We start from the raw sequence: 19,131 nt of genomic DNA, 5'->3' as shown, positions 1-19,131 counted from the left end.
TCATCGACAAGCCCTCCGGGCATTAGGCCAGTGAGTAAACGCCCCGCGCGGCACTCATCTAGACTTAATGGATAGTCGTAGGCAGAACCGAACACGTCGCTTTGGTGCAGTTCAATCAAAAGCGCCGTGGCAAGCTGCCCTTTATGCCCAATAGAGGTGCGGCGAAGACCGTGCCGGGCACAACAAGATGCCCGCCAAGGGTGCCCTGGCCAACGGCCTGAAATTGCCACGATACCGTGACGTGGTGTGAGTGCCGCAGCCGACACTTTCGGACGACCGACAACCATCTGGTTTGTCCGTGACCGTGAGGATTGCTGAATGCCTGATGAGAGTTTGCACCTGCCTTTGGTCAACAGCCTGCTGGAGCGCCACAAGGGCTCTGCGGGTGCACTGTTGCCCATCCTTCATGATATTCAGGAACGCATCGGTTACATCCCCGATGCCGCCGTCCCCGAAATTGCCCACGCCCTCAATCAGAGTCAGGCCGAGGTTCGCGGGGTGATCAGCTTTTACCATGACTTCCGTACCGCGCCGCCGGCTCGACACATTCTTCGTCTGTGCCGGGCCGAGTCGTGCAAGAGTCGCGGCGCCGAGCAGCTGGCGGCGCAGTTGCGCGAACGTCTGCAACTGGATGACCACGGCAGCAGTGCCGACGGCAGCATCAGTTTGCGTCCGGTGTATTGCCTTGGCGCCTGCGCCTGTTCGCCCGCTCTGGAGCTGGATGGCCGGGTGCATGCGCGGCTCAGCGCTGAGCGTCTGGATGCCTTGCTCGACGCTTGCCGGGAGGACGCATGATGCCGACTCTTTATCTGCCCACTGATTCGCTTGCCCGTGCCGTGGGTGCCGATGAGGTGGCGGTGGCCCTGATCACTCAGGCCCGGGAACGCAATCTGCCGCTGGAGTTGCAGCGCACCAGTTCGCGCGGTCTGTATTGGCTGGAGCCGCTGCTGGAAGTGGACAGCCCGCAAGGTCGGATCGGTTTCGGCCCGCTGACGGCTGCCGATGTGCCGTCCGTGCTTGAAGCGCTGAAAGGCGAGGCATCCGCGCATCCACTGGCTTTGGGGCTGGTGGAAGAATTGTCGTATCTGAAGTCTCAACAACGCCTGTTGTTTGCCCGTGCTGGTATTACCCGGCCGCTGTCGCTGGACGATTACCGAGCCCACGGTGGTTTCGAGGGTTTAAACAGGGCCGTTTCCATTGGCGGTGAGCAAACCGCGACGGCGGTGTTCGATTCGGGCCTGCGTGGCCGTGGCGGCGCGGCGTTCCCGGCCGGGATCAAATGGCGCACGGTGCGCGCAACCGAGGCTGCACAGAAGTACATTGTGTGCAACGCCGACGAAGGCGACTCCGGCACTTTCGCCGACCGCATGCTGATGGAAGGCGACCCCTTCCTGCTGATCGAAGGCATGGCGATTGCCGGCATTACCGTCGGCGCCAGTTACGGCTACATCTATGTGCGCTCGGAATACCCGGATGCCGTGGCCACGCTGCGTCAGGCGCTGAACCTTGCCCGGTCCGCTGGTTACCTCGGTGCCAATGTCGGCGGCAGCGGTCAGGCGTTCGATATGGAAGTGCGGGTCGGTGCCGGTGCTTATATCTGCGGTGAGGAAACCGCGCTGCTGGATTCCCTCGAAGGCAAGCGTGGGATCGTCCGCGCCAAGCCGCCGATTCCTGCGTTGAAGGGGCTGTTTGGTCTACCGACGCTAGTGCACAACGTGCTGACCCTGGCTTCGGTTCCGTTGATTCTGGCCAAGGGTGCGCAGTTCTATCGTGATTACGGCATGGGCCGCTCGCTGGGCACGATGCCTTTCCAGTTGGCGGGCAATATTCGTCACGGCGGTCTGGTGGAACGGGCCTTTGGCCTGACGCTGCGGGAACTGGTGGAAGACTACGGCGGTGGCACCGCCAGTGGCCGGCCGCTGAAAGCTGCGCAGGTGGGCGGCCCGCTCGGTGCCTGGGTGCCGCCTTCGCAGTTCGACACGCCGCTGGATTACGAAGCTTTCGCCGCCATGGGCGCGATGCTCGGTCACGGTGGTGTGGTGGTGGCGGACGACACGCTGGACATGGCCCACATGGCGCGCTTCGCCATGGAGTTCTGCGCCGAGGAATCCTGTGGCAAATGCACGCCGTGCCGCATCGGCTCGACCCGGGGCGTGGAGGTGATCGACCGCCTGCTGGCCGCACAGGACCAGAGTGGTCGCGATGAGCAGGTGATCATCCTCAAGGACCTGTGCGACACCCTGCAATACGGTTCGCTGTGCGCGTTGGGCGGCATGGTTTCCTTTCCGGTGGCCAGCGCCCTCAAGTACTTCCCCGCCGACTTCGGTCTGCAAGCCTCGGAGGCCGAGCAATGATCACTCTTTTCGACCCGAAAACCGACATCGATCTCGGCACCCCGGCCCGCGACAGCGACGTGCAGGTAACCCTGAACATCGACGGCCGCAGCATCAGCGTGCCGGAAGGCACTTCGGTGATGCGCGCCGCCGCGCTGCTGGGCACCACGATTCCCAAACTGTGTGCCACTGACAGCCTGGAAGCCTTCGGCTCCTGCCGCATGTGCCTGGTGGAGATCGACGGCATGCGTGGTTACCCGGCGTCTTGCACCACGCCGGTCACTGAAGGCATGACCGTGCACACCCAGACGCCGAAACTTGCGACCCTGCGCCGCAATGTCATGGAGCTGTACATCTCCGATCACCCGCTGGACTGCCTGACCTGCTCGGCCAACGGCAACTGCGAACTGCAAACCGTCGCCGGTCAGGTCGGCCTGCGGGAAGTGCGTTACGGCTATGAAGGCGACAACCATCTGGCCGACGTGAAGGACACTTCCAACCCCTACTTCGACTACGACCCGAGCAAGTGCATCGTCTGCAACCGTTGCGTGCGCGCTTGCGAAGAAACCCAAGGCACCTTTGCCCTGACCATTACCGGGCGCGGTTTTGAATCCCGGGTAGCCGCTGCTGGCGGCGATAATTTCCTCGAGTCGGAATGCGTGTCCTGCGGCGCCTGTGTGCAAGCCTGTCCTACCGCGACGCTGATGGAAAAAAGCGTGGTGGAACTGGGCCAGCCGGAGCGCAGCGTGATCACCACCTGTGCCTATTGCGGCGTGGGCTGTTCGTTCCGCGCCGAGATGAAAGGCGACAAGCTGGTGCGCATGGTTCCGGACAAGAACGGTCAGGCCAACCACGGTCACTCTTGCGTCAAGGGGCGCTTTGCCTGGGGTTATGCGACTCACCCGGATCGCATCACCAAACCGATGATCCGCCAGCACATCAACGACCCGTGGCAGGAAGTCAGCTGGGATGAAGCGGTGACCTACGCCGCCAGCGAATTCCGTCGGTTGCAGCAAAAATATGGCCGCGACTCCATTGGTGGCATCACCTCCAGCCGTTGCACCAACGAAGAAACCTATCTGGTGCAAAAACTGGTGCGCGCCGCGTTCGGCAATAACAACGTCGATACCTGTGCGCGGGTCTGCCACTCGCCGACTGGCTATGGCTTGAAACAAACGTTAGGCGAGTCCGCCGGCACCCAGAGTTTCGACTCGGTGATGCAGGCCGACGTGATCCTGGTGATGGGTGCCAACCCGAGTGACGCCCACCCGGTGTTTGCCTCGCAGCTCAAACGCCGCCTGCGTGAAGGTGCGCGGCTGATCGTTATCGACCCTCGCCGCATTGATCTGGTGGACTCGGTGCATGCCCGCGCCGAATTGCATCTGGCCCTGCGCCCGGGCACCAACGTCGCCATGCTTAACGCTTTGGCCCATGTGATCGTTACCGAAGGTTTGCTCAATCAGGCCTTTATCGACGCCCGTTGCGAAGGCAGCGATTTCGCCCGCTGGAGCGAGCTGGTCAGTCGCCCTGAAAACTCGCCGGAAGTGCTTGGCGAGATCTGCGGCGTGGCCCCGGCCGACATCCGTGCCGCCGCCCGTCTGTATGCAACCGGCGGCAACGCGGCGATCTATTACGGACTCGGCGTCACGGAGCACAGTCAGGGCAGCACCGCGGTCATGGGCATCGCCAACCTCGCCATGGCCACCGGCAACATCGGCCGCGAAGGCGTGGGCGTGAACCCGCTGCGGGGGCAGAACAACGTGCAGGGCTCCTGCGACATGGGCTCGTTCCCCCACGAGTTGCCCGGCTATCGGCACATCTCCAACGAGGTGGTGCGGGCGCAGTTTGAACAGGCGTGGAACGTCACCCTGCAACCCGATCCGGGCCTGCGTATTCCCAACATGTTCGAGTCGGCGCTGGCCGGTAGTTTCAAGGGTCTGTACTGCCAGGGCGAAGACATCGCTCAGAGCGACCCGAATACCCAGCACGTCACTGCGGCGCTGTCGGCCATGGAATGCGTGGTGGTGCAGGACATTTTCCTCAACGAAACCGCCAGGTTCGCCCATGTGTTCCTGCCGGGCGCTTCGTTTCTGGAAAAGGACGGCACGTTTACCAACGCCGAGCGACGCATCTCTCGGGTGCGCAAGGTCATGGAGCCTCTGGGCGGCAAGGCCGACTGGGAAGGCACCGTGGCGCTGGCCCACGCCTTGGGTTATCCGATGAATTACAAACATCCATCGGAAATCATGGATGAGATCGCCAGCCTGACGCCGACCTTCACCAACGTCAGCTACGCCGAACTCGATCGCCACGGCAGCCTGCAATGGCCGTGCAACGCCGCGGCGCCGGACGGCACGCCGACCATGCACATCGATGAATTCGTGCGCGGCAAGGGGCGTTTCATGCTCACCGGCTACGTGCCCACCGAGGAGAAGGTCAACAATCGCTATCCGCTGCTGCTGACCACCGGGCGCATCCTCAGCCAGTACAACGTTGGTGCCCAGACCCGGCGTACCGAAAACGTCGCCTGGCACGACGAAGACCGCCTGGAAATCCACCCGACCGATGCCGAGAGTCGTGGCATCAACGAAGGTGACTGGGTCGGCATCGGCAGCCGCGCCGGCCAGACCGTACTGCGTGCGCGGGTCACCGAACGGGTCGCCCCGGGCGTGGTGTACACCACGTTCCACTTCCCTGAATCGGGGGCCAACGTCATCACCACCGACAACTCCGACTGGGCCACCAACTGTCCGGAGTACAAGGTCACCGCCGTAGAAGTCAGCCGCGTCTACCACCCTTCTGAGTGGCAAAAACGCTACCAGGCCTTCAGCGACGAACAGGACCGTTTGCTCAAGGACCGCCGTCAGGCCCGTGGCGAAAAAGCGGAGGTACGCCGATGAGCACTGAAAACCTGATCAAGATGGTCAACCAGATCGCCCAGTACTTCGCCAGTGAACCGGACCAGAAAGTGGCCGTGCTCGGTGTGCGTAATCATCTGCAGATGTACTGGACGCCTGGCATGCGCAAGGAGTTGCTGGCCTGGCAGACGGAACATCACGGGGCGGATTTGCATCCGTTGGCGCAAGAGGCCGTCAGTGGAGCGGGTTGGGAGGCTTAGGTTCGCACGATCCCTTGGGATTGCCCCTGGCCTGTTGGCTAGCATTAACAACTGTGGCGAGGGAGCTTGCTCCCGCTGGGCCGCGAAGCGGCCCCCTTATCCATCAAAAGAGGGGACTGCTGCGCAGTCCAGCGGGAGCAAGCTCCCTCGCCACAGGTTTTTGATCGACTTCCCTTATGTGCAGGTCAAAGCAAATGCTGAGAAATCAGCTTCGAGATCTCTACCATTGATGTCCTGCCGGTGAATTCGAACTTCACTTTTCCCAATGACGAAAAATAAATCTCCAACTCGGAATCCAGGTCGAACGTCCCGGACGTTTCCACCGAGTACGCGACGATATTTTTGTACGGCAACGAAGTGAAGTCTTTCTTGCTGCCGGTGAGGCCCTGCACGTTGACGGCAATGATGCGTTTGTTGGTAAACACCACGCCATCACGCATGGATTTGTAGGAGTCGATGACGTGCTCGCCGTCCAGTAGCAGTGCGCTGACGCGTTCGGCGTACTCTTCGTTTTACTTGAGTTTGAAGAAGCCTTTGTTGTTGAAATCAATCATCTGCCAGTCCCTGCTCTTGAAAAAGTTTGACGAACATATACGGCATCAATCTCCGCTAACATCTATCACCTCCTCCAACACCCGCGCCACACACTGCACCGCCGCGTCTTCATCGCGCCGTTTATGCCAGGCCAGATGCAACGCAAAACCCTCCACCTCAATCGGCGGTTCCACGGTGTGCAGCGCCTTGGCCATCGGCATCGACAGGCACTGACTGGGCAGCATCGCAATCAGGTCCGAGCCCAGCAGCAGATCCGGAACCATGACAAAGCTCGGCACGACGATCCCGACCCGGCGCGACAGCCCTTGGCCCTTCAGCTGTTCATCGAGCGGGCCCCAGGTGGCGCCGCGCCCGGACACCAGCACGTGTGGATAACTCAGCCAGCGGTCGAGATCAAAGTCCGCGATTGCCGGATGCCCGGTTCGCATCGCCACCATGAAATGTTCGTGCAACAGCAAGCTTCGGGTGAAGTCCGGTCCGAGGGGCGGGAAGACCGACATGGCCAGATCGCTTTGGCCGCGACTCAGACTTTCCTGAGCCGCCTCGCCGCCCTGCCAGGGTTGAATCACCAGGTCGATGCCCGGCGCCAGTGCCGCCAGCCGTTGGTGCAATCGCTGGGCGATGATGATCGCCGGGAAGTCGGCCATGACGATGCGCACGGTCTGGCGCGAGGTGCTCAGCTCGGCACTGGCGGCACCGACCAGGGTGCTGACCGAGCCCAGAATCTGCTTCAACGGGCCGAGCAAGGCCTGCACCGCTTGAGCAATTGTTGCAGCCATTACGCGCGATGGCGCACCGGTGCCAATGGGCCTGGAGCGAACCGTTTCTGGTTTATCGGGCGAATAAGTTGTCGGGGGTGGAGCTGGATGTGATTGCCAGTCGGTATCGGGCGAGCATTGAGCGATTTCAGGGTGTTGAAGTTTCGCGAGCTTATTAAGTTCAGGAGTGAGGGGCTATCGGCGAATGCAAAGGGCATAAATTATTATGCATGATTAATCCATTGTAACGGGCATATCAATTTCGAAGAACTTGGTGATCTTGCGATCACCAAGCAGCCTACTTCAAATTACTACTTCGCCCACCAAGTAAAACCAACTGATTTTTCTTTACCCGCCTCAGCTTTAGATGCATTAAATTCTTGAGCTGGTATTTCAGCCCATTTTGAATCGGCAGGCAAGCTCGCCGCACAAGTATTACTTAATGTTTTCAGCTCATCGTAATTTGCCTTTATTTTATTGGACATAGAGTCCAATCCACGAGTATAAGCTTCGGAATTTTTATAGGTGCCGCCTTGTAAACTGAATTTATGAGCGCCTATCGACGCCATCCCATTAGCCAATCTTTCAAGCTGCGGGGCGGAGTCCTTTATGAAAGAGGTTTTCTCGGAGTCGGACAGGTGTTCACTCTTAAAACTCACGATTAATTTTGATACGCTTTGTTGCATCGTTCCAATTTAGAAACAAGACTGAACAATTTATTAGAGTATTCAGCTTCTTTATTAGCAACCACTACTGAAGGCGACGAAATATTAATGCCTGACACGCCCATTTTCAACCACCTCAAAAACCATTATAAACATTAATTTTTTTCAAAATTAAAATCCAGTTCAGCCCCGATTCAAAGCCTAAAATCAAACATATTTCAATCTATCAATTTTCGCTCTTTTCTTAAGCTTTCTTCACCATCTAGTTCAGTCTATTTCAAATATATTCGATCGATCTGGGCATACCCGTCCCGCAGAGTACAAGACGCACAATGCTTAACAGGCAACCCTAACCACCTGCGTTATCATCACCCCCCTATGTGCCAAGAGCCTTGATCCCGGATGTCCGAACCGCAGCCATTGCCTGACCATCAAACCCCATTGCCACCCGTCCTCGTCGGCCCAATGCTGCGGCGCCTGGAGCCGACGCGCCTGGTGCTTTGGCTGGTAGGATCCCGAGCGTTGTCGCTGACATTGCGCCTGGAGGGTATCGGCGAAATCCCCTTGAACGCCGGGCAGTGCAAGGTCATCCCGATTGGGATTCATGCCTTCATCCATTTGATCGATGTGCCACTGGACGCCCCCCTGCCCTGCGACACGCTGATCGAGTACGACCTGCTGATTGATGAAGCCGCAATGGGCATCGCCGAATGGGCGCCGCATCTGCTGTATGGCGAAGCACGCTCTCCGAATTTTGTTTTGCGCTCTCGGATCGACCAGTTGCTTCATGGCTCCTGCCGCAAACCGCACCATCCCGCCGCCGACGGTTTGCTCTGCGTTGATCGCTTGCTGGCGTCAGAGCACGAAGCAACGGAGCGTCCGGCGCTGCTGATGATGAGCGGCGATCAGGTGTACGCCGACGATGTCGCGGGGCCGATGTTGCGGGCCATCCATGCATTGATCGCGCGACTTGGGTTGTTCGGCGAACACCTCGAAGGCGCGGTGGTCAGCGACAGCGCCAAGCTCTATGAGCATGCGGCCAGTTATTACCACCGTGCGGATTTGTTACCGGCGCTGCAGAGCAACGAAACCCTGCGCGAGCGATTTTTCGGCGGCGCGCGTAAGCCGATTTTCACCAGCAGCAGTGCCGACAATCATCTGGTGACGTTTGCTGAAGTCATGGCCATGTACCTGCTGGTGTGGTCGCCAACACCCTGGACGTTGATCGCGCCCAAACCGCCGAAATTGATTCCCGAACGACGCGAGCGTTATGCGCTGGAGCAGACGCGCATCGACGGTTTCAAGGCTGGCCTGGGCGGTGTCGCACGGGCCTTTGCGCATCTGCCCTGCCTGATGATTTTTGACGATCACGATATTACCGATGACTGGAATCTTTCCGCGCAATGGGAGGAAACGGCCTACGGCCATCCGTTCTCCAAGCGCATCATCGGCAACGCGCTGATTGCTTATATGTTGTGTCAGGGCTGGGGCAACAATCCGGATGCGTTCGGTGTGTTGCTGGAGAAGACGGACGGTTTTAGCGCGACCGGGGACGATGGCTATCTCGACAGTCCCGTGCAGGACGCCTTGATCGATGAGTTGCTGAAGTTTCAGCACTGGCATTACGTGCTGCCGACCAGCCCGGCCATGGTGGTGCTCGACACCCGCACCCGGCGCTGGCGCAGTGAGATGACGCTCAAGCAGCCCTCGGGTCTGCTGGACTGGGAAGCCCTCAGTGAGCTGCAACAGGAATTGCTCGATCATCCGTCGGCGATCATCGTTTCGCCGGCACCGGTGTTCGGCGTGAAGCTGATTGAAACCGTGCAACGGGTGTTCAGCTGGTTCGGTTATCCACTGCTGGTGGACGCCGAAAACTGGATGGCCCATCGCGGCGCAGCGCAAGTGATCCTGAACATTTTCCGACACTCGCGTACACCGGGTAACTACGTGGTGCTGTCGGGTGATGTGCATTATTCCTTCGTCTATGAAGTACTGATCCGACACCGCAAGGCTGGGCCGAGGATCTGGCAGATCACCAGCAGCGGCATCAAGAACGAATTTCCACCGGCGTTGCTTGAATGGTTCGACCGACTCAATCGCTGGCTGTATTCCCCGCGCTCGCCGCTGAACTGGCTGACCAAACGCCGACGGATGCGCATCGTGCCGCATGTTCCAGAGCACGCCGAGGCGGGTGAACGGTTGTGGAATTCGGCGGGGATCGGGCAGGTGTTCTTTAATGAGAAAGGACAGCCGCAGGAGATTTTTCAGCATAACTCGAATGGGTCGCCGAAGACGCGGATGGTGGCGCCTGAGGCTGAGGATTGACCCGCTCCCACACTTGACCCACGTCGCTTACTCAGACCATGCGTTAACGCAGGCCACTGGATATGAATCTCGCTCGGACACTGATTATCGGCAACTCCGGCTCGGGCAAAAGCTGGTTGGCCGAGCGGTTGGCTGGACATCTGCGATCACTATGGATCGATCTCGATTCGATCCACTGGCTGTCCGACGAACACAGCATCGCCCGTCCACGCGCCGAAGCATTGGGCATGGCGCGGATTGCGGCAGACGAAGAGCGCTGGGTGATAGAGGGTGTTTACGGCTGGATCGCCAGCGAACTTATCCACCGCGCTACAGCGTTGATCTGGTTGTGTGTAGATGATGAACATTGCGTCGCCAATATTCGCCAGCGAGAACACAAACCGGATGATGACGAGTTGTTAATGGTGCTGCTGGCGTGGGCCGGCAGTTATCGTGACCGCGAAGACTCCTGTGGTTTTTTGGCGCATCAGCAGCTGTACGAAGTTTTCGCGGGTTCAAAAATCAAACTAATGAATCGAGGCGAGATCACAGTATTCGCGGAAGACCTACTACCCGCCGATTGATCTCACCCCGCTTAATGAGCTGCCGAAAGCTCATTCTCCAAGCCACGGCGCATGTCTGAGATCAGGCCGCACTCACCGCCCGACCAACCCCTCTGACAATCATCTCCACCTCCCGCTCATCAATCGTCAGCGGCGGCAGCAGCCGGATGGTCTTGCCCCGTGTCACGTTGATCAGCAAGCCATGATCCCGGGCGGCGATCAATGTCAGGTCGCGAATCGGTTGCTTGAGTTCGATGCCGATCATCAGGCCCTGGCCACGGATGGCCAGGACGTTCGGGTCATCCGCCAATTCGATGCGCAATCTGGCCAGCAGACGTTCACCCTGCACTTTGGCGTTTTCCAGCAAGCCCTGTTCTTCGATGATGTCCAGCACGGTGCAACCCACGCGACACGCCAGTGGATTGCCGCCGAAGGTGCTGCCGTGGCTACCGGGGGTGAAGAGGTCGGCGGCTTTGCCCCGGGCCAGGCAGGCACCGATGGGAACGCCATTACCCAGGCCTTTGGCCAACGTCATGACGTCCGGAACGATGCCTTCGTGCTGGAACGCAAACCACTGACCGGTGCGACCGATGCCAGTCTGGATTTCGTCGAGCATCAGCAGCCATCCGCGCCGGTTGCACAGGTCACGCACGGCTTTGAGGTATCCCGGCGGAGCCAGTTGCACACCGCTCTCACCCTGAATCGGTTCCATCAGGATCGCCACGATGCGCGGGCCGTGGGCCTGTTGCACCTTGTCCAGCGACTTGAGATCGCCAAACGGCACTTTGACGAAATCCCCCGGCAGTTCATTGAAACCCAGGCGTACAGCCGGGCCATCACTGGCGGACAACGTGCCGAGCGTCCGGCCATGAAAGGCATTTTCCATGACGACCACCAAGGGCTGCTCAATGCCTTTGTGCCAGCCATGCAGCCGCGCCAGTTTCAGCGCAGTCTCGTTGGCTTCGGCACCGGAATTGTTGAAGAACGCCCGCTCCATGCCCGCCAGCCGGGTCAGTTTCTGCGCCAGCCGCTGCTGCCAGTCGATGCTGTAGAGGTTGGAGGTGTGCAACAACAGCCCCGCCTGTTCGCTGATGGCGGAGACAATTCTGGGGTGGGAATGGCCGACATTGGTCACCGCCACGCCCGCCACCGCGTCCAGGTATTCACGACCGGCCTGATCCCACAGGCGCGTGCCGAGGCCTTTAGTGAAACTCAAGGCCAGTGGTTGGTAAGTACTCATCAGGCAGGCGGCGGTCATGACATCAAGCTCCATCAATTGTCGGTGTTTTTGCAGTATGGTTAGCCACCAGAGCTGGATAAACGCTGCAAACCTTCAATCATTTTAAAGCCGGGCTTGATAATGGATTTATTTCAGGCAATGACCGTTTACGTCAGAGTGGTGGAATCCGGCAGCATGACCGCTGCCGCTTTTCAGTGCGAAATGTCTACCACCATGGTGGGCAATCACCTGCGGGCACTGGAGCAACGCCTGGGTGTACGCTTGCTCAACCGTACGACGCGGCGCCAGCGGCTGACGGAATTCGGCACCGCCTACTATCAACGCTGCCTCGAAGTACTGGGGCTGGTGGCTGATTCCGAACGCCTGGCCGAGCAAGCCCTCGATGAGCCGAGCGGCACCCTGCGCCTCACCGCACCACTGACGTTCGGCACCGAAAAACTCGCGCCCGCGCTGAGCGAATTCGCCCTGCTTTGTCCACGAGTCAAACTGGACGTGGTCCTCACCAACCGGCGTCCGGACCTGCTCGAAAATGGTTTCGACGTGGCGTTTCGGCTGGGCAATATGGAACAGACCAACCTGATCGCCCGTCCACTCGAGGACTACACGCTGACTATGTGTGCATCACCGAGCTACCTGACGCGCCGAGGCAACCCGGAAAAACCGGATGACCTGCGACACCATGACTGCCTGTCCTTTGCCTACCCGGCGGGCGATGACTGGCACTCGGTGGAAAAGGAATGGCGCCTGACCGGGGCTGAAGGCGAGGTGACTGTGGCGGTCAGTGGACCCATGCTGATCAACAGCTCCGCAGGATTGCATCAAGCGGCACGCACCGGCATGGGCATCGTGCTGTTGCCCGACGCATTGGTGGAGCAAGACCTCAAGGACGGAAAACTGGTGGCCGTGATGCCGGATTACCTGCCGCCGAACCGGCCGATGAGCCTGATGTACGCACAGGATCGCTATCGTTTGCCGAAACTGCGCAGTTTCGTCGACTTCGCCATGCGAATGTGGGGCAAGCACTAGCGGGCTGAAGGCGCCATCGACTAATCTCCTCGACTGACGGGTCACTTTGGTCAGGGAGAGCGGTGATGGATGGGGCCTCGGATATCGAAGCGTTGAAGTTCAATCTGTCCGATTTGAACGAAAACATGCTGCACACCATTATGGAACTGGTCAGTGACGGCATCTGGGACTGGAACGCCAATACCGGTTTCGTTTACCGCAATCCCGGCTGGTACGAAATGCTTGGCTATGCACCTCACTCCCTCGACAACACGGTGTTGACCTGGGAAAACGTGATGCACCCCGACGATTACCCGCGGGTCATGGCCCTGTTTGACGACTACCTGAGCCAACGGGCTCCCGGTTATCAAGCCGAGTATCGCTGTCGCACACAGGACGGGCGCTATATCTGGATCGAAGATCGCGGCCACGTGCTTGCACGTAATGCCGACGGTTCGGTCGCGCGCATGGTCGGTGCGCACCGCAGCATTGAAGACAAGAAACTCCTGGTCGAAGCGCTTGAACGAAGGAATCAATCCCTCGAAGCCATCGTCGAAGAACGCACTCGAGAGTTATCCCGGGTCAACCAGCAGTTGCAGATCCAACTCGAAGAAAACCGCAAACTGGCGGAAACCGACGCGCTGACCTCAATCGCCAATCGACATCGTCTGAGTAAAACCCTTCCCCAGGAATGTGACCGCGCCCAACGCTTCCGACAGCCACTGTCGCTGATTGCCATGGACATCGACGACTTCAAAAACATCAACGATCACTACGGTCATGCCTTGGGTGATGCCGCACTGGTGCAGGTGGTCGAGAGTGTGAAGCGCTGCGTCCGCGAGGGTGATTTGCTGGCGCGTTGGGGCGGTGATGAGTTCATCATGGTCCTGCCCAACACCTCGCTGGCCGACGCCAGAACCTTCGCCGAAACCATCCGCCATAGCCTCGCCGGCTTGCCGCCGGTGGGAGACTTTCAACTGACCCTCAGTTTTGGTGTGGTTCAGCGCTTCGACGAAGAACAGCAGACCGGGCTGCTGGCCAGGGCTGATCAGGCGTTGTATCGGTCGAAGGTGGCGGGCAAGAATGTGATTTCGGGGTGAGCATCGTGCTCGCCCCTTCCTCTCACATCCCCGACTTCACCAACACCGGTTTTTCCTGATACCGCTCCGGATACAGCTGTTTGAGCTGCGCGACTTTCGGTAGATCGTTGATCACGATGTACGGGTAAGTCGGATGTTCGGTCAGAAAGTCCTGATGTTCCTCTTCCGCCGGGTAGAAACCGTTATAGGTTTCCAGTTTGGTGACGATCGGTTTGTTGAATGATTTGGCGGCATCCAGCTGGGCAATGTAGGCCTGGGCGACGCGTTGCTGCTCGCTGTTTTCCGGAAAAATCGCCGACCGGTACTGAGTGCCGCGGTCAGGTCCCTGACGATTGAGTTCGGTCGGGTTATGCGCGACGGAAAAGTAGATCTGCAACAAGGTGCCGTAACTGACCTGAGTGGGGTCGAAGGTGACTTCGACAGATTCTGCGTGACCGGTATCGCCGTCACTGACTTGTTCGTATCGAGCGGTGTTGGCGGCACCACCGGCATAACCGGAGATCGCTTTCTTCACACCTTTGACATGCTGAAACACCCCTTGCACGCCCCAGAAGCAACCACCGGCGAAGACCGCCGTTTCACTGTGGGCCTGGGTGGTTTCGTCGAGGGCTGGTGGGGGAATGATGACCGCTTCTTCGCCAGCACCGAAAGAGAACGCCGAGCATTGACCGATGATGCCTGCGGCAGCCAGCCCCAACAGGGTACGGCGCCAGGTGAATAGGGTTTTCATGAAGCTGATTCCTGAGTAAATGAAGCGGCTATCAACCGAACGTAAAGGCATACGCCGAGACACCCGGATCGAGAAACTCGATGCTGAAGGTTCGATCCGTCACACCGCCGGGTTGACGCACCAGTTGATACAAACGTTGCTCGGTCACGCTGCCGCTGCCATCGGGTGCGACGTCCGTACCGTGGGCATCATCGGGGGCTTTTCCGTCAATCAGGACTTTGAAGCGCACCGGTTTGCCATCGGCGGCAGGCCCCAACACCAGGTGCAAATCGCGAGCATGGAAGCGATAGACGATACGACTGGCCGGCGCGCTTGATGTGGCCCGCTCCGAACCGACAGTCCACTGACCGCCCAGGCTCCAGTCATTCAAGGCCAGTTGCGACGGTGGGTTGTAGGTTGTCGACTTGTCGGGAACCAGACTGGTTTCGGGGACGAAATGCTCCGCGCGCTGGTAACCGACATAGGTTTCCGGTGACTGCACTTCGTTCATGTCCGGCGCGAGTTGAACACCTTCGGCATTGGCATTGATCAGCCCATCGGCCACTTTGGCGGCCCCCGCTTCACGCAGCAATTGCTGGATCACCCGCTCCGACTCGACGTAATCGCCTTCGCCAAAGTGGTGGTAGCGAATGCGCCCCTGTGCGTCGGCGAAATAGTGAGCGGGCCAGTATTCGTTGCTGAAAGCACGCCAGATCTTGTAGTCGTTATCGATCGCCACCGGGTAGTTGATGCCCAGGTCCTTCATGGCTTTGGTGACGTTGCCTACATTCCGTTCGAAAGCGAATTCGGGCGCATGGACGCCGATCACCACCAGCCCCTGATCACGATACTTTTCGGCCCACGCCTTCACATAGGGCAGCGTACGCAGGCAGTTGATGCAGGAGTAGGTCCAGAAATCCACCAGTACCACTTTGCCCTTCAATGCCTGAGCGGTGAGAGGGGGTGAGTTGAGCCATTGCACGGCGCCGTCGAGCGGCGGGAGGTTGCCTTCAATCGGCAGCGCACCCGGCTTTTGCTCGGCCGCTTTCATTGCACCACCGGGATCACGCGCCATCATTGCCGCGCTTTCATTTGGAGACCTGGCCAACCGTCCAACCAGCGCCTGTTCGATACCGCCTGTGGACGCCGTCGAAACCCGTGCCAGAATCCCCGTATCAAGCCCCAGGGCAATCGCCGCCACACCCGCCAGCATTGCAGCACCCAAGCCTCGACGGACCCACTCGCCAGCACCGATGGAACGCTTCATTGCAGCGAATACTTTACCGCCCAACAGCAACGCCACTGCGAGGGAAGTGGCGGCACCGGCGGCGTAGGCCAGCAGTAACAGGGTGGTTGCGATACTTGCCCCTTGCAATGCGGCGCCGGTCAGTACCAGACCCAGAATCGGCCCGGCACACGGCGCCCAGAGCAGGCCGGTGGCAACACCGATCAGGAACGAAGCACCGGGACGCGGCTGCGAATCGGCACCGGCGGCTTCCGACAAACGACTACCCGCCGCCACCAGCGGACGCGTCAGGCGCTCAGCCAGTTGCGGCAGCAACAACGTCAAGCCGAACAGTGCGACAAACACCAACGCAAGCCAGCGTCCGTACTGATTGAGTTGCACCACCCAACCGCCACCCACCGCTGCCAACGAGGCGACCAGCGCGAAGGTCAGTGCCATCCCCGCCAGCAGCGGCAAGCTGCTCTTCATGAACGGCTGCCCGGTGCGGGCGAAGACAAACGGCAGTACCGGCAAGATGCACGGGCTGACGATCGTCAGCACACCACCGAGATAAGCGAGGACCAGAAGCCACATAGTGTCGACCTGCATGAAGTGAAAGAGTGGGTTAAGCCGCCTGTGGCTTGAAGGTCATCGCCAGACCGTTCATGCAGTAACGCAGGCCGGTGGGCTTGGGCCCGTCATCGAAAACATGCCCGAGATGACCACCGCAACGCCGACAATGGACCTCTTCGCGCAGCACGCCGAAGGAGCGGTCCTGACGGGTCGCCACGGCCTTTTCCAGCGGCGCCCAGAAACTCGGCCAACCGGTGCGGCTGTCGAACTTGGTTGCAGAGGAGAACAGCGGCAGATCGCAACCGGCACAGGCAAAGGTGCCGTCACGGTGCTCGTTGTTCAGCGCACTGCTATAAGCCCGTTCGGTGCCCTCCTCGCGCAGGATTTCATACTGCTCGTCGCTTAGCAGGGCACGCCACTCGCTGTCGCTGTGGGTCACCTCGAAAACCTCCTCGGCACTGGCCTCACTGACCAGTGCGGAACGGGCGGCAAATTTTGGCAATACACCGATCACCAGGGCTGCAGCCCCCAGCCCGCCGCTCGCCAGTAGAAATTGTCGCCGTGAAAACATGGCCGTCTCCAATAATCCAAAGTGCCTTTCATGGATCACAGCCTAGGCTTGGTTTAATCGCCAAATCCTCACGGGAAGTTAAACAATTCGTGATAACTCTGGCCCTGGAAAACCCGCACAATGCGCTCATTGCGCCGAAGGATTGAGCTTGATGGAACCGACCAAACGCGTCCTCGTGGTCGAGGACGACCTGCATATCGCCGACCTTATCTGCCTGCATCTACGCGATGAGCAGTTCGAGGTGGTGCACTGCGCCGATGGCAATGAAGGCATGCGATTGCTGCAGCAAGGAAGCTGGGACGCGCTGATCCTCGACCTGATGCTGCCGGGTGTCGACGGCCTGGAAATCTGCCGCCGCGCCCGTGCCATGGCCCGCTACACACCGATCATCATCACCAGTGCGCGCTCCAGCGAAGTGCATCGGATACTGGGCCTGGAGCTCGGCGCCGATGATTACCTGGCCAAACCCTTTTCCATGCTCGAGCTGGTCGCCCGGGTCAAGGCGCTGCTGCGACGGGTCGACGCCATGGCCCGCAACCTGAAAATGGACGCCGGCAGCCTGATCATCGACGGCCTCTCCATCGACCCGATCACCCGTGAGGTGTCCCTTGACGGTCGGCGCCTCGACCTAACGCCGCGGGAGTTCGACCTGCTGTATTTCTTCGCCCGCCAGCCCGGCAAAGTGTTCTCGCGCATGGACCTGCTCAATGCCGTGTGGGGTTACAGCCATGAAGGCTACGAGCACACGGTCAATACCCACATCAACCGCCTGCGGGCAAAGATCGAGGCCGATCCGGCACAACCGGTGCGCATCCTCACGGTGTGGGGCCGTGGCTACAAATTCGCCGCCAGGGAGGACCAGCCATGAGGTTGACCCTGACTCAACGCCTGTCTGTGGTGTTTGCCGTGCTGTTGCTGGTGTGCTGCGGTACGTCGGCGTGGATGCAGGTGCGCTCCAACCAGATGCATGAGCAGGAAGTGGTGCAGGGTTTGTCGCGGGACCTGGCGCAACACATTGCCAAGGACACGGTGTTGATGGACACCCAGGGCCTGATGCCCAATGCCGTGCGTGATCTGTTCAGCAAGCTGATGCTGGTCAATCCCAGTGTCGAGGTCTATCTGCTCGACATCGGCGGCAGGATTGTCGGCAGCGCGGCGCCCGAAGGCCGAATTCACCGGGAACGTGTGGACCTCGCGCCGATCCAGCGTCTGTTAAAGGGTGATGCCCTGCCGATTCTGGGCGACGACCCGCGCAGCGTCGAGGCGCGCAAGGTGTTCAGCGCCGCGCCGCTGAAGGTCGACGGTAAGTCTGTTGGTTATCTTTACGTGGTGTTGCTCGGCGAAGACCACGATCGCCTGGCGGAACGGGGCGCCACCAGCGCAGCTCTCAACACGGCCCTGCTGTCGATCGGACTGGTCGCATTGCTCTGCCTGATCGCCGGTCTCACCGCATTTGCGCTGATCACCCGGCCGTTGCGCCGTTTGACCGAAACCGTCAGCCAGTTCGACATTGATGGCATCCCGGCCACGCCACCCGCGCCAGCGCCGGCGGAAAAAACCGCCAGCCACGACGAAATCGCCATCCTCGACGCCACCTTCCGGCAGATGCAGGCGCGCCTCAGCGAACAGTGGCGCTCACTGACCCGTCAGGATCAGGAGCGCCGTGAACTGGTGGCGAACATTTCCCACGACCTGCGTACGCCTTTGGCGTCGCTGCATGGTTATCTGGAAACCCTGTCGCTCAAGGACGCCACGCTGTCCCCCACCGACCGTCGCCGCTACCTGGGCATCGCTCTGGATCAAAGCCGCAAGGTCGGTGGCCTGGCGCAATCGTTGCTGGAACTGGTGCGCCTGGAACACGGTTTCGTGCAGCCCGTGCTGGAGCGCTTCTCCCTGACCGACCTGGTACAGGACATCTTCCAGAAATTCGAACTCACCGCCGAGGCGCGCCAGGTCGAACTGAAGGCCAGCTTCGCCCCCAACGTGGCAGCGGCCTGTGCCGACCTGGGGTTGATCGAACGGGTCCTCACCAACCTGTTCGACAATGCCCTGCGTCATACCCCTTCAGGTGGGGACATCGAGCTGAGCCTGCGCCCGCAAGGACCGTTTATCGAGGTCACCGTCAGCGACACGGGCACCGGCATCGCACCTGAACTGCGCGAAGGGTTGTTTCTGCGCCCGTTCAACATTGGCGGCGCACGACGCGATGGCGGACTCGGGCTGAGAATCGTGCATCGGATCCTGCAACTGCATGGTCGCGATATCCAGCTGATCGATGTGCCCGGACGTGGCGCGACCTTCCGCTTTACGTTAGCGGTCGATCAACAGACCGCAGAGCAATGGGCGGTGCGCTCGATGAATCTGAATTCGCCAGGGAAATAGTTGCCGCAACCGCTATGATCACGACATCAC

At 59.8% G+C, this 19,131-nt stretch carries 16 protein-coding genes and 1 pseudogene; 10 read left to right on the top strand and 7 right to left on the bottom strand.

Annotated features, from left to right (window positions below):
* Positions 1 to 318: 318 nt before the first annotated feature.
* From KJF94_RS01790 to KJF94_RS01775, 4 genes are read left to right on the top strand one after another with little or no spacing between them, the layout of a single operon-like run.
* On the top strand, positions 319 to 795 hold the full coding sequence (locus KJF94_RS01790; RefSeq protein WP_214380801.1) for a formate dehydrogenase subunit gamma: 477 nt from the start codon (positions 319 to 321) through the stop codon (positions 793 to 795).
* A complete protein-coding gene (locus KJF94_RS01785; RefSeq protein WP_214380800.1) occupies positions 792 to 2,354 on the top strand; it encodes a formate dehydrogenase beta subunit in 1,563 nt (520 codons plus the stop codon). Before KJF94_RS01790 ends, KJF94_RS01785 begins: the two co-directional genes overlap by 4 nt.
* The gene (gene fdhF, locus KJF94_RS01780; RefSeq protein WP_214380799.1) at positions 2,351 to 5,233 is read left to right on the top strand and encodes a formate dehydrogenase subunit alpha; all 2,883 of its coding nucleotides are present in this window, start codon (positions 2,351 to 2,353) and stop codon (positions 5,231 to 5,233) included. The genes KJF94_RS01785 and fdhF overlap by 4 nt, the downstream gene beginning before the upstream one ends.
* On the top strand, positions 5,230 to 5,451 hold the full coding sequence (locus KJF94_RS01775) for a formate dehydrogenase subunit delta (protein WP_214380798.1): 222 nt from the start codon (positions 5,230 to 5,232) through the stop codon (positions 5,449 to 5,451). The genes fdhF and KJF94_RS01775 overlap by 4 nt, the downstream gene beginning before the upstream one ends.
* Positions 5,452 to 5,636: 185 nt before the next feature.
* Here KJF94_RS01775 and KJF94_RS01770 read toward each other — a convergent pair.
* From KJF94_RS01770 to KJF94_RS01760, 3 genes and pseudogenes are all read right to left on the bottom strand, one after another.
* Positions 5,637 to 6,005, bottom strand: a pseudogene (locus tag KJF94_RS01770) (PH domain-containing protein).
* 45 nt (positions 6,006 to 6,050) lie between these two features.
* A complete protein-coding gene (locus tag KJF94_RS01765) occupies positions 6,051 to 6,785 on the bottom strand; it encodes a LysR substrate-binding domain-containing protein (RefSeq protein ID WP_250548212.1) in 735 nt (244 codons plus the stop codon).
* A 290-nt stretch (positions 6,786 to 7,075) separates the two neighbouring features.
* Positions 7,076 to 7,423, bottom strand: coding sequence for a hypothetical protein (locus KJF94_RS01760; protein WP_214380797.1), 348 nt, complete (start codon positions 7,421 to 7,423; stop codon positions 7,076 to 7,078).
* Between the two features lie 408 nt (positions 7,424 to 7,831).
* Here KJF94_RS01760 and KJF94_RS01755 point away from each other — a divergent pair, with 408 nt between their 5' ends.
* Positions 7,832 to 9,754, top strand: a complete 1,923-nt coding sequence (locus tag KJF94_RS01755; protein WP_214380796.1) for an alkaline phosphatase D family protein — start codon at positions 7,832 to 7,834, stop codon at positions 9,752 to 9,754.
* Positions 9,755 to 9,816: 62 nt separating this feature from the next.
* On the top strand, positions 9,817 to 10,317 hold the full coding sequence (locus KJF94_RS01750) for a P-loop NTPase family protein (protein ID WP_214380795.1): 501 nt from the start codon (positions 9,817 to 9,819) through the stop codon (positions 10,315 to 10,317).
* 61 nt (positions 10,318 to 10,378) lie between these two features.
* Here KJF94_RS01750 and KJF94_RS01745 read toward each other — a convergent pair whose 3' ends face one another.
* The gene (locus tag KJF94_RS01745) at positions 10,379 to 11,554 is read right to left on the bottom strand and encodes an aspartate aminotransferase family protein (protein WP_214380794.1); all 1,176 of its coding nucleotides are present in this window, start codon (positions 11,552 to 11,554) and stop codon (positions 10,379 to 10,381) included.
* 102 nt (positions 11,555 to 11,656) lie between these two features.
* On the opposite strand from KJF94_RS01745, the gene KJF94_RS01740 reads away from it, so the two are divergent.
* Together KJF94_RS01740 and KJF94_RS01735 are read left to right on the top strand one after the other, a co-directional pair.
* Complete coding sequence (locus KJF94_RS01740; protein ID WP_214380793.1) at positions 11,657 to 12,562, top strand: LysR family transcriptional regulator; 906 nt, start codon at positions 11,657 to 11,659, stop codon at positions 12,560 to 12,562.
* A 65-nt stretch (positions 12,563 to 12,627) separates the two neighbouring features.
* Positions 12,628 to 13,641, top strand: a complete 1,014-nt coding sequence (locus KJF94_RS01735; protein ID WP_214380792.1) for a sensor domain-containing diguanylate cyclase — start codon at positions 12,628 to 12,630, stop codon at positions 13,639 to 13,641.
* Positions 13,642 to 13,663: 22 nt separating this feature from the next.
* Here KJF94_RS01735 and msrA read toward each other — a convergent pair whose 3' ends face one another.
* Genes msrA through msrB form a run of 3 tightly spaced genes read right to left on the bottom strand, consistent with a single transcriptional unit; the run spans position 13,664 to position 16,719 of the window.
* Positions 13,664 to 14,371 (bottom strand): peptide-methionine (S)-S-oxide reductase MsrA, encoded by a 708-nt coding sequence (msrA, locus tag KJF94_RS01730; RefSeq protein ID WP_214380791.1) that lies wholly within the window; start codon positions 14,369 to 14,371, stop codon positions 13,664 to 13,666.
* Positions 14,372 to 14,402: 31 nt separating this feature from the next.
* On the bottom strand, positions 14,403 to 16,169 hold the full coding sequence (locus KJF94_RS01725) for a cytochrome c biogenesis protein DipZ (RefSeq protein WP_214380790.1): 1,767 nt from the start codon (positions 16,167 to 16,169) through the stop codon (positions 14,403 to 14,405).
* 31 nt (positions 16,170 to 16,200) lie between these two features.
* A complete protein-coding gene (gene msrB / locus KJF94_RS01720) occupies positions 16,201 to 16,719 on the bottom strand; it encodes a peptide-methionine (R)-S-oxide reductase MsrB (protein ID WP_214380789.1) in 519 nt (172 codons plus the stop codon).
* 151 nt (positions 16,720 to 16,870) lie between these two features.
* Between msrB and KJF94_RS01715 the strand changes: the two genes are divergently transcribed.
* Together KJF94_RS01715 and KJF94_RS01710 are read left to right on the top strand one after the other, a co-directional pair.
* Complete coding sequence (locus tag KJF94_RS01715) at positions 16,871 to 17,587, top strand: response regulator transcription factor (protein WP_214380788.1); 717 nt, start codon at positions 16,871 to 16,873, stop codon at positions 17,585 to 17,587.
* Positions 17,584 to 19,101, top strand: a complete 1,518-nt coding sequence (locus tag KJF94_RS01710; protein WP_214380787.1) for a sensor histidine kinase — start codon at positions 17,584 to 17,586, stop codon at positions 19,099 to 19,101. The genes KJF94_RS01715 and KJF94_RS01710 overlap by 4 nt, the downstream gene beginning before the upstream one ends.
* The last annotated feature ends 30 nt before the right edge of the window (positions 19,102 to 19,131 follow it).

This window comes from Pseudomonas hormoni, from assembly GCF_018502625.1.
In the GTDB taxonomy this organism is placed as follows: domain Bacteria; phylum Pseudomonadota; class Gammaproteobacteria; order Pseudomonadales; family Pseudomonadaceae; genus Aquipseudomonas; species Aquipseudomonas hormoni.
Note: the sequence above shows the minus strand (reverse complement) of the source record. Positions and strands in the feature narration are given on the sequence as shown.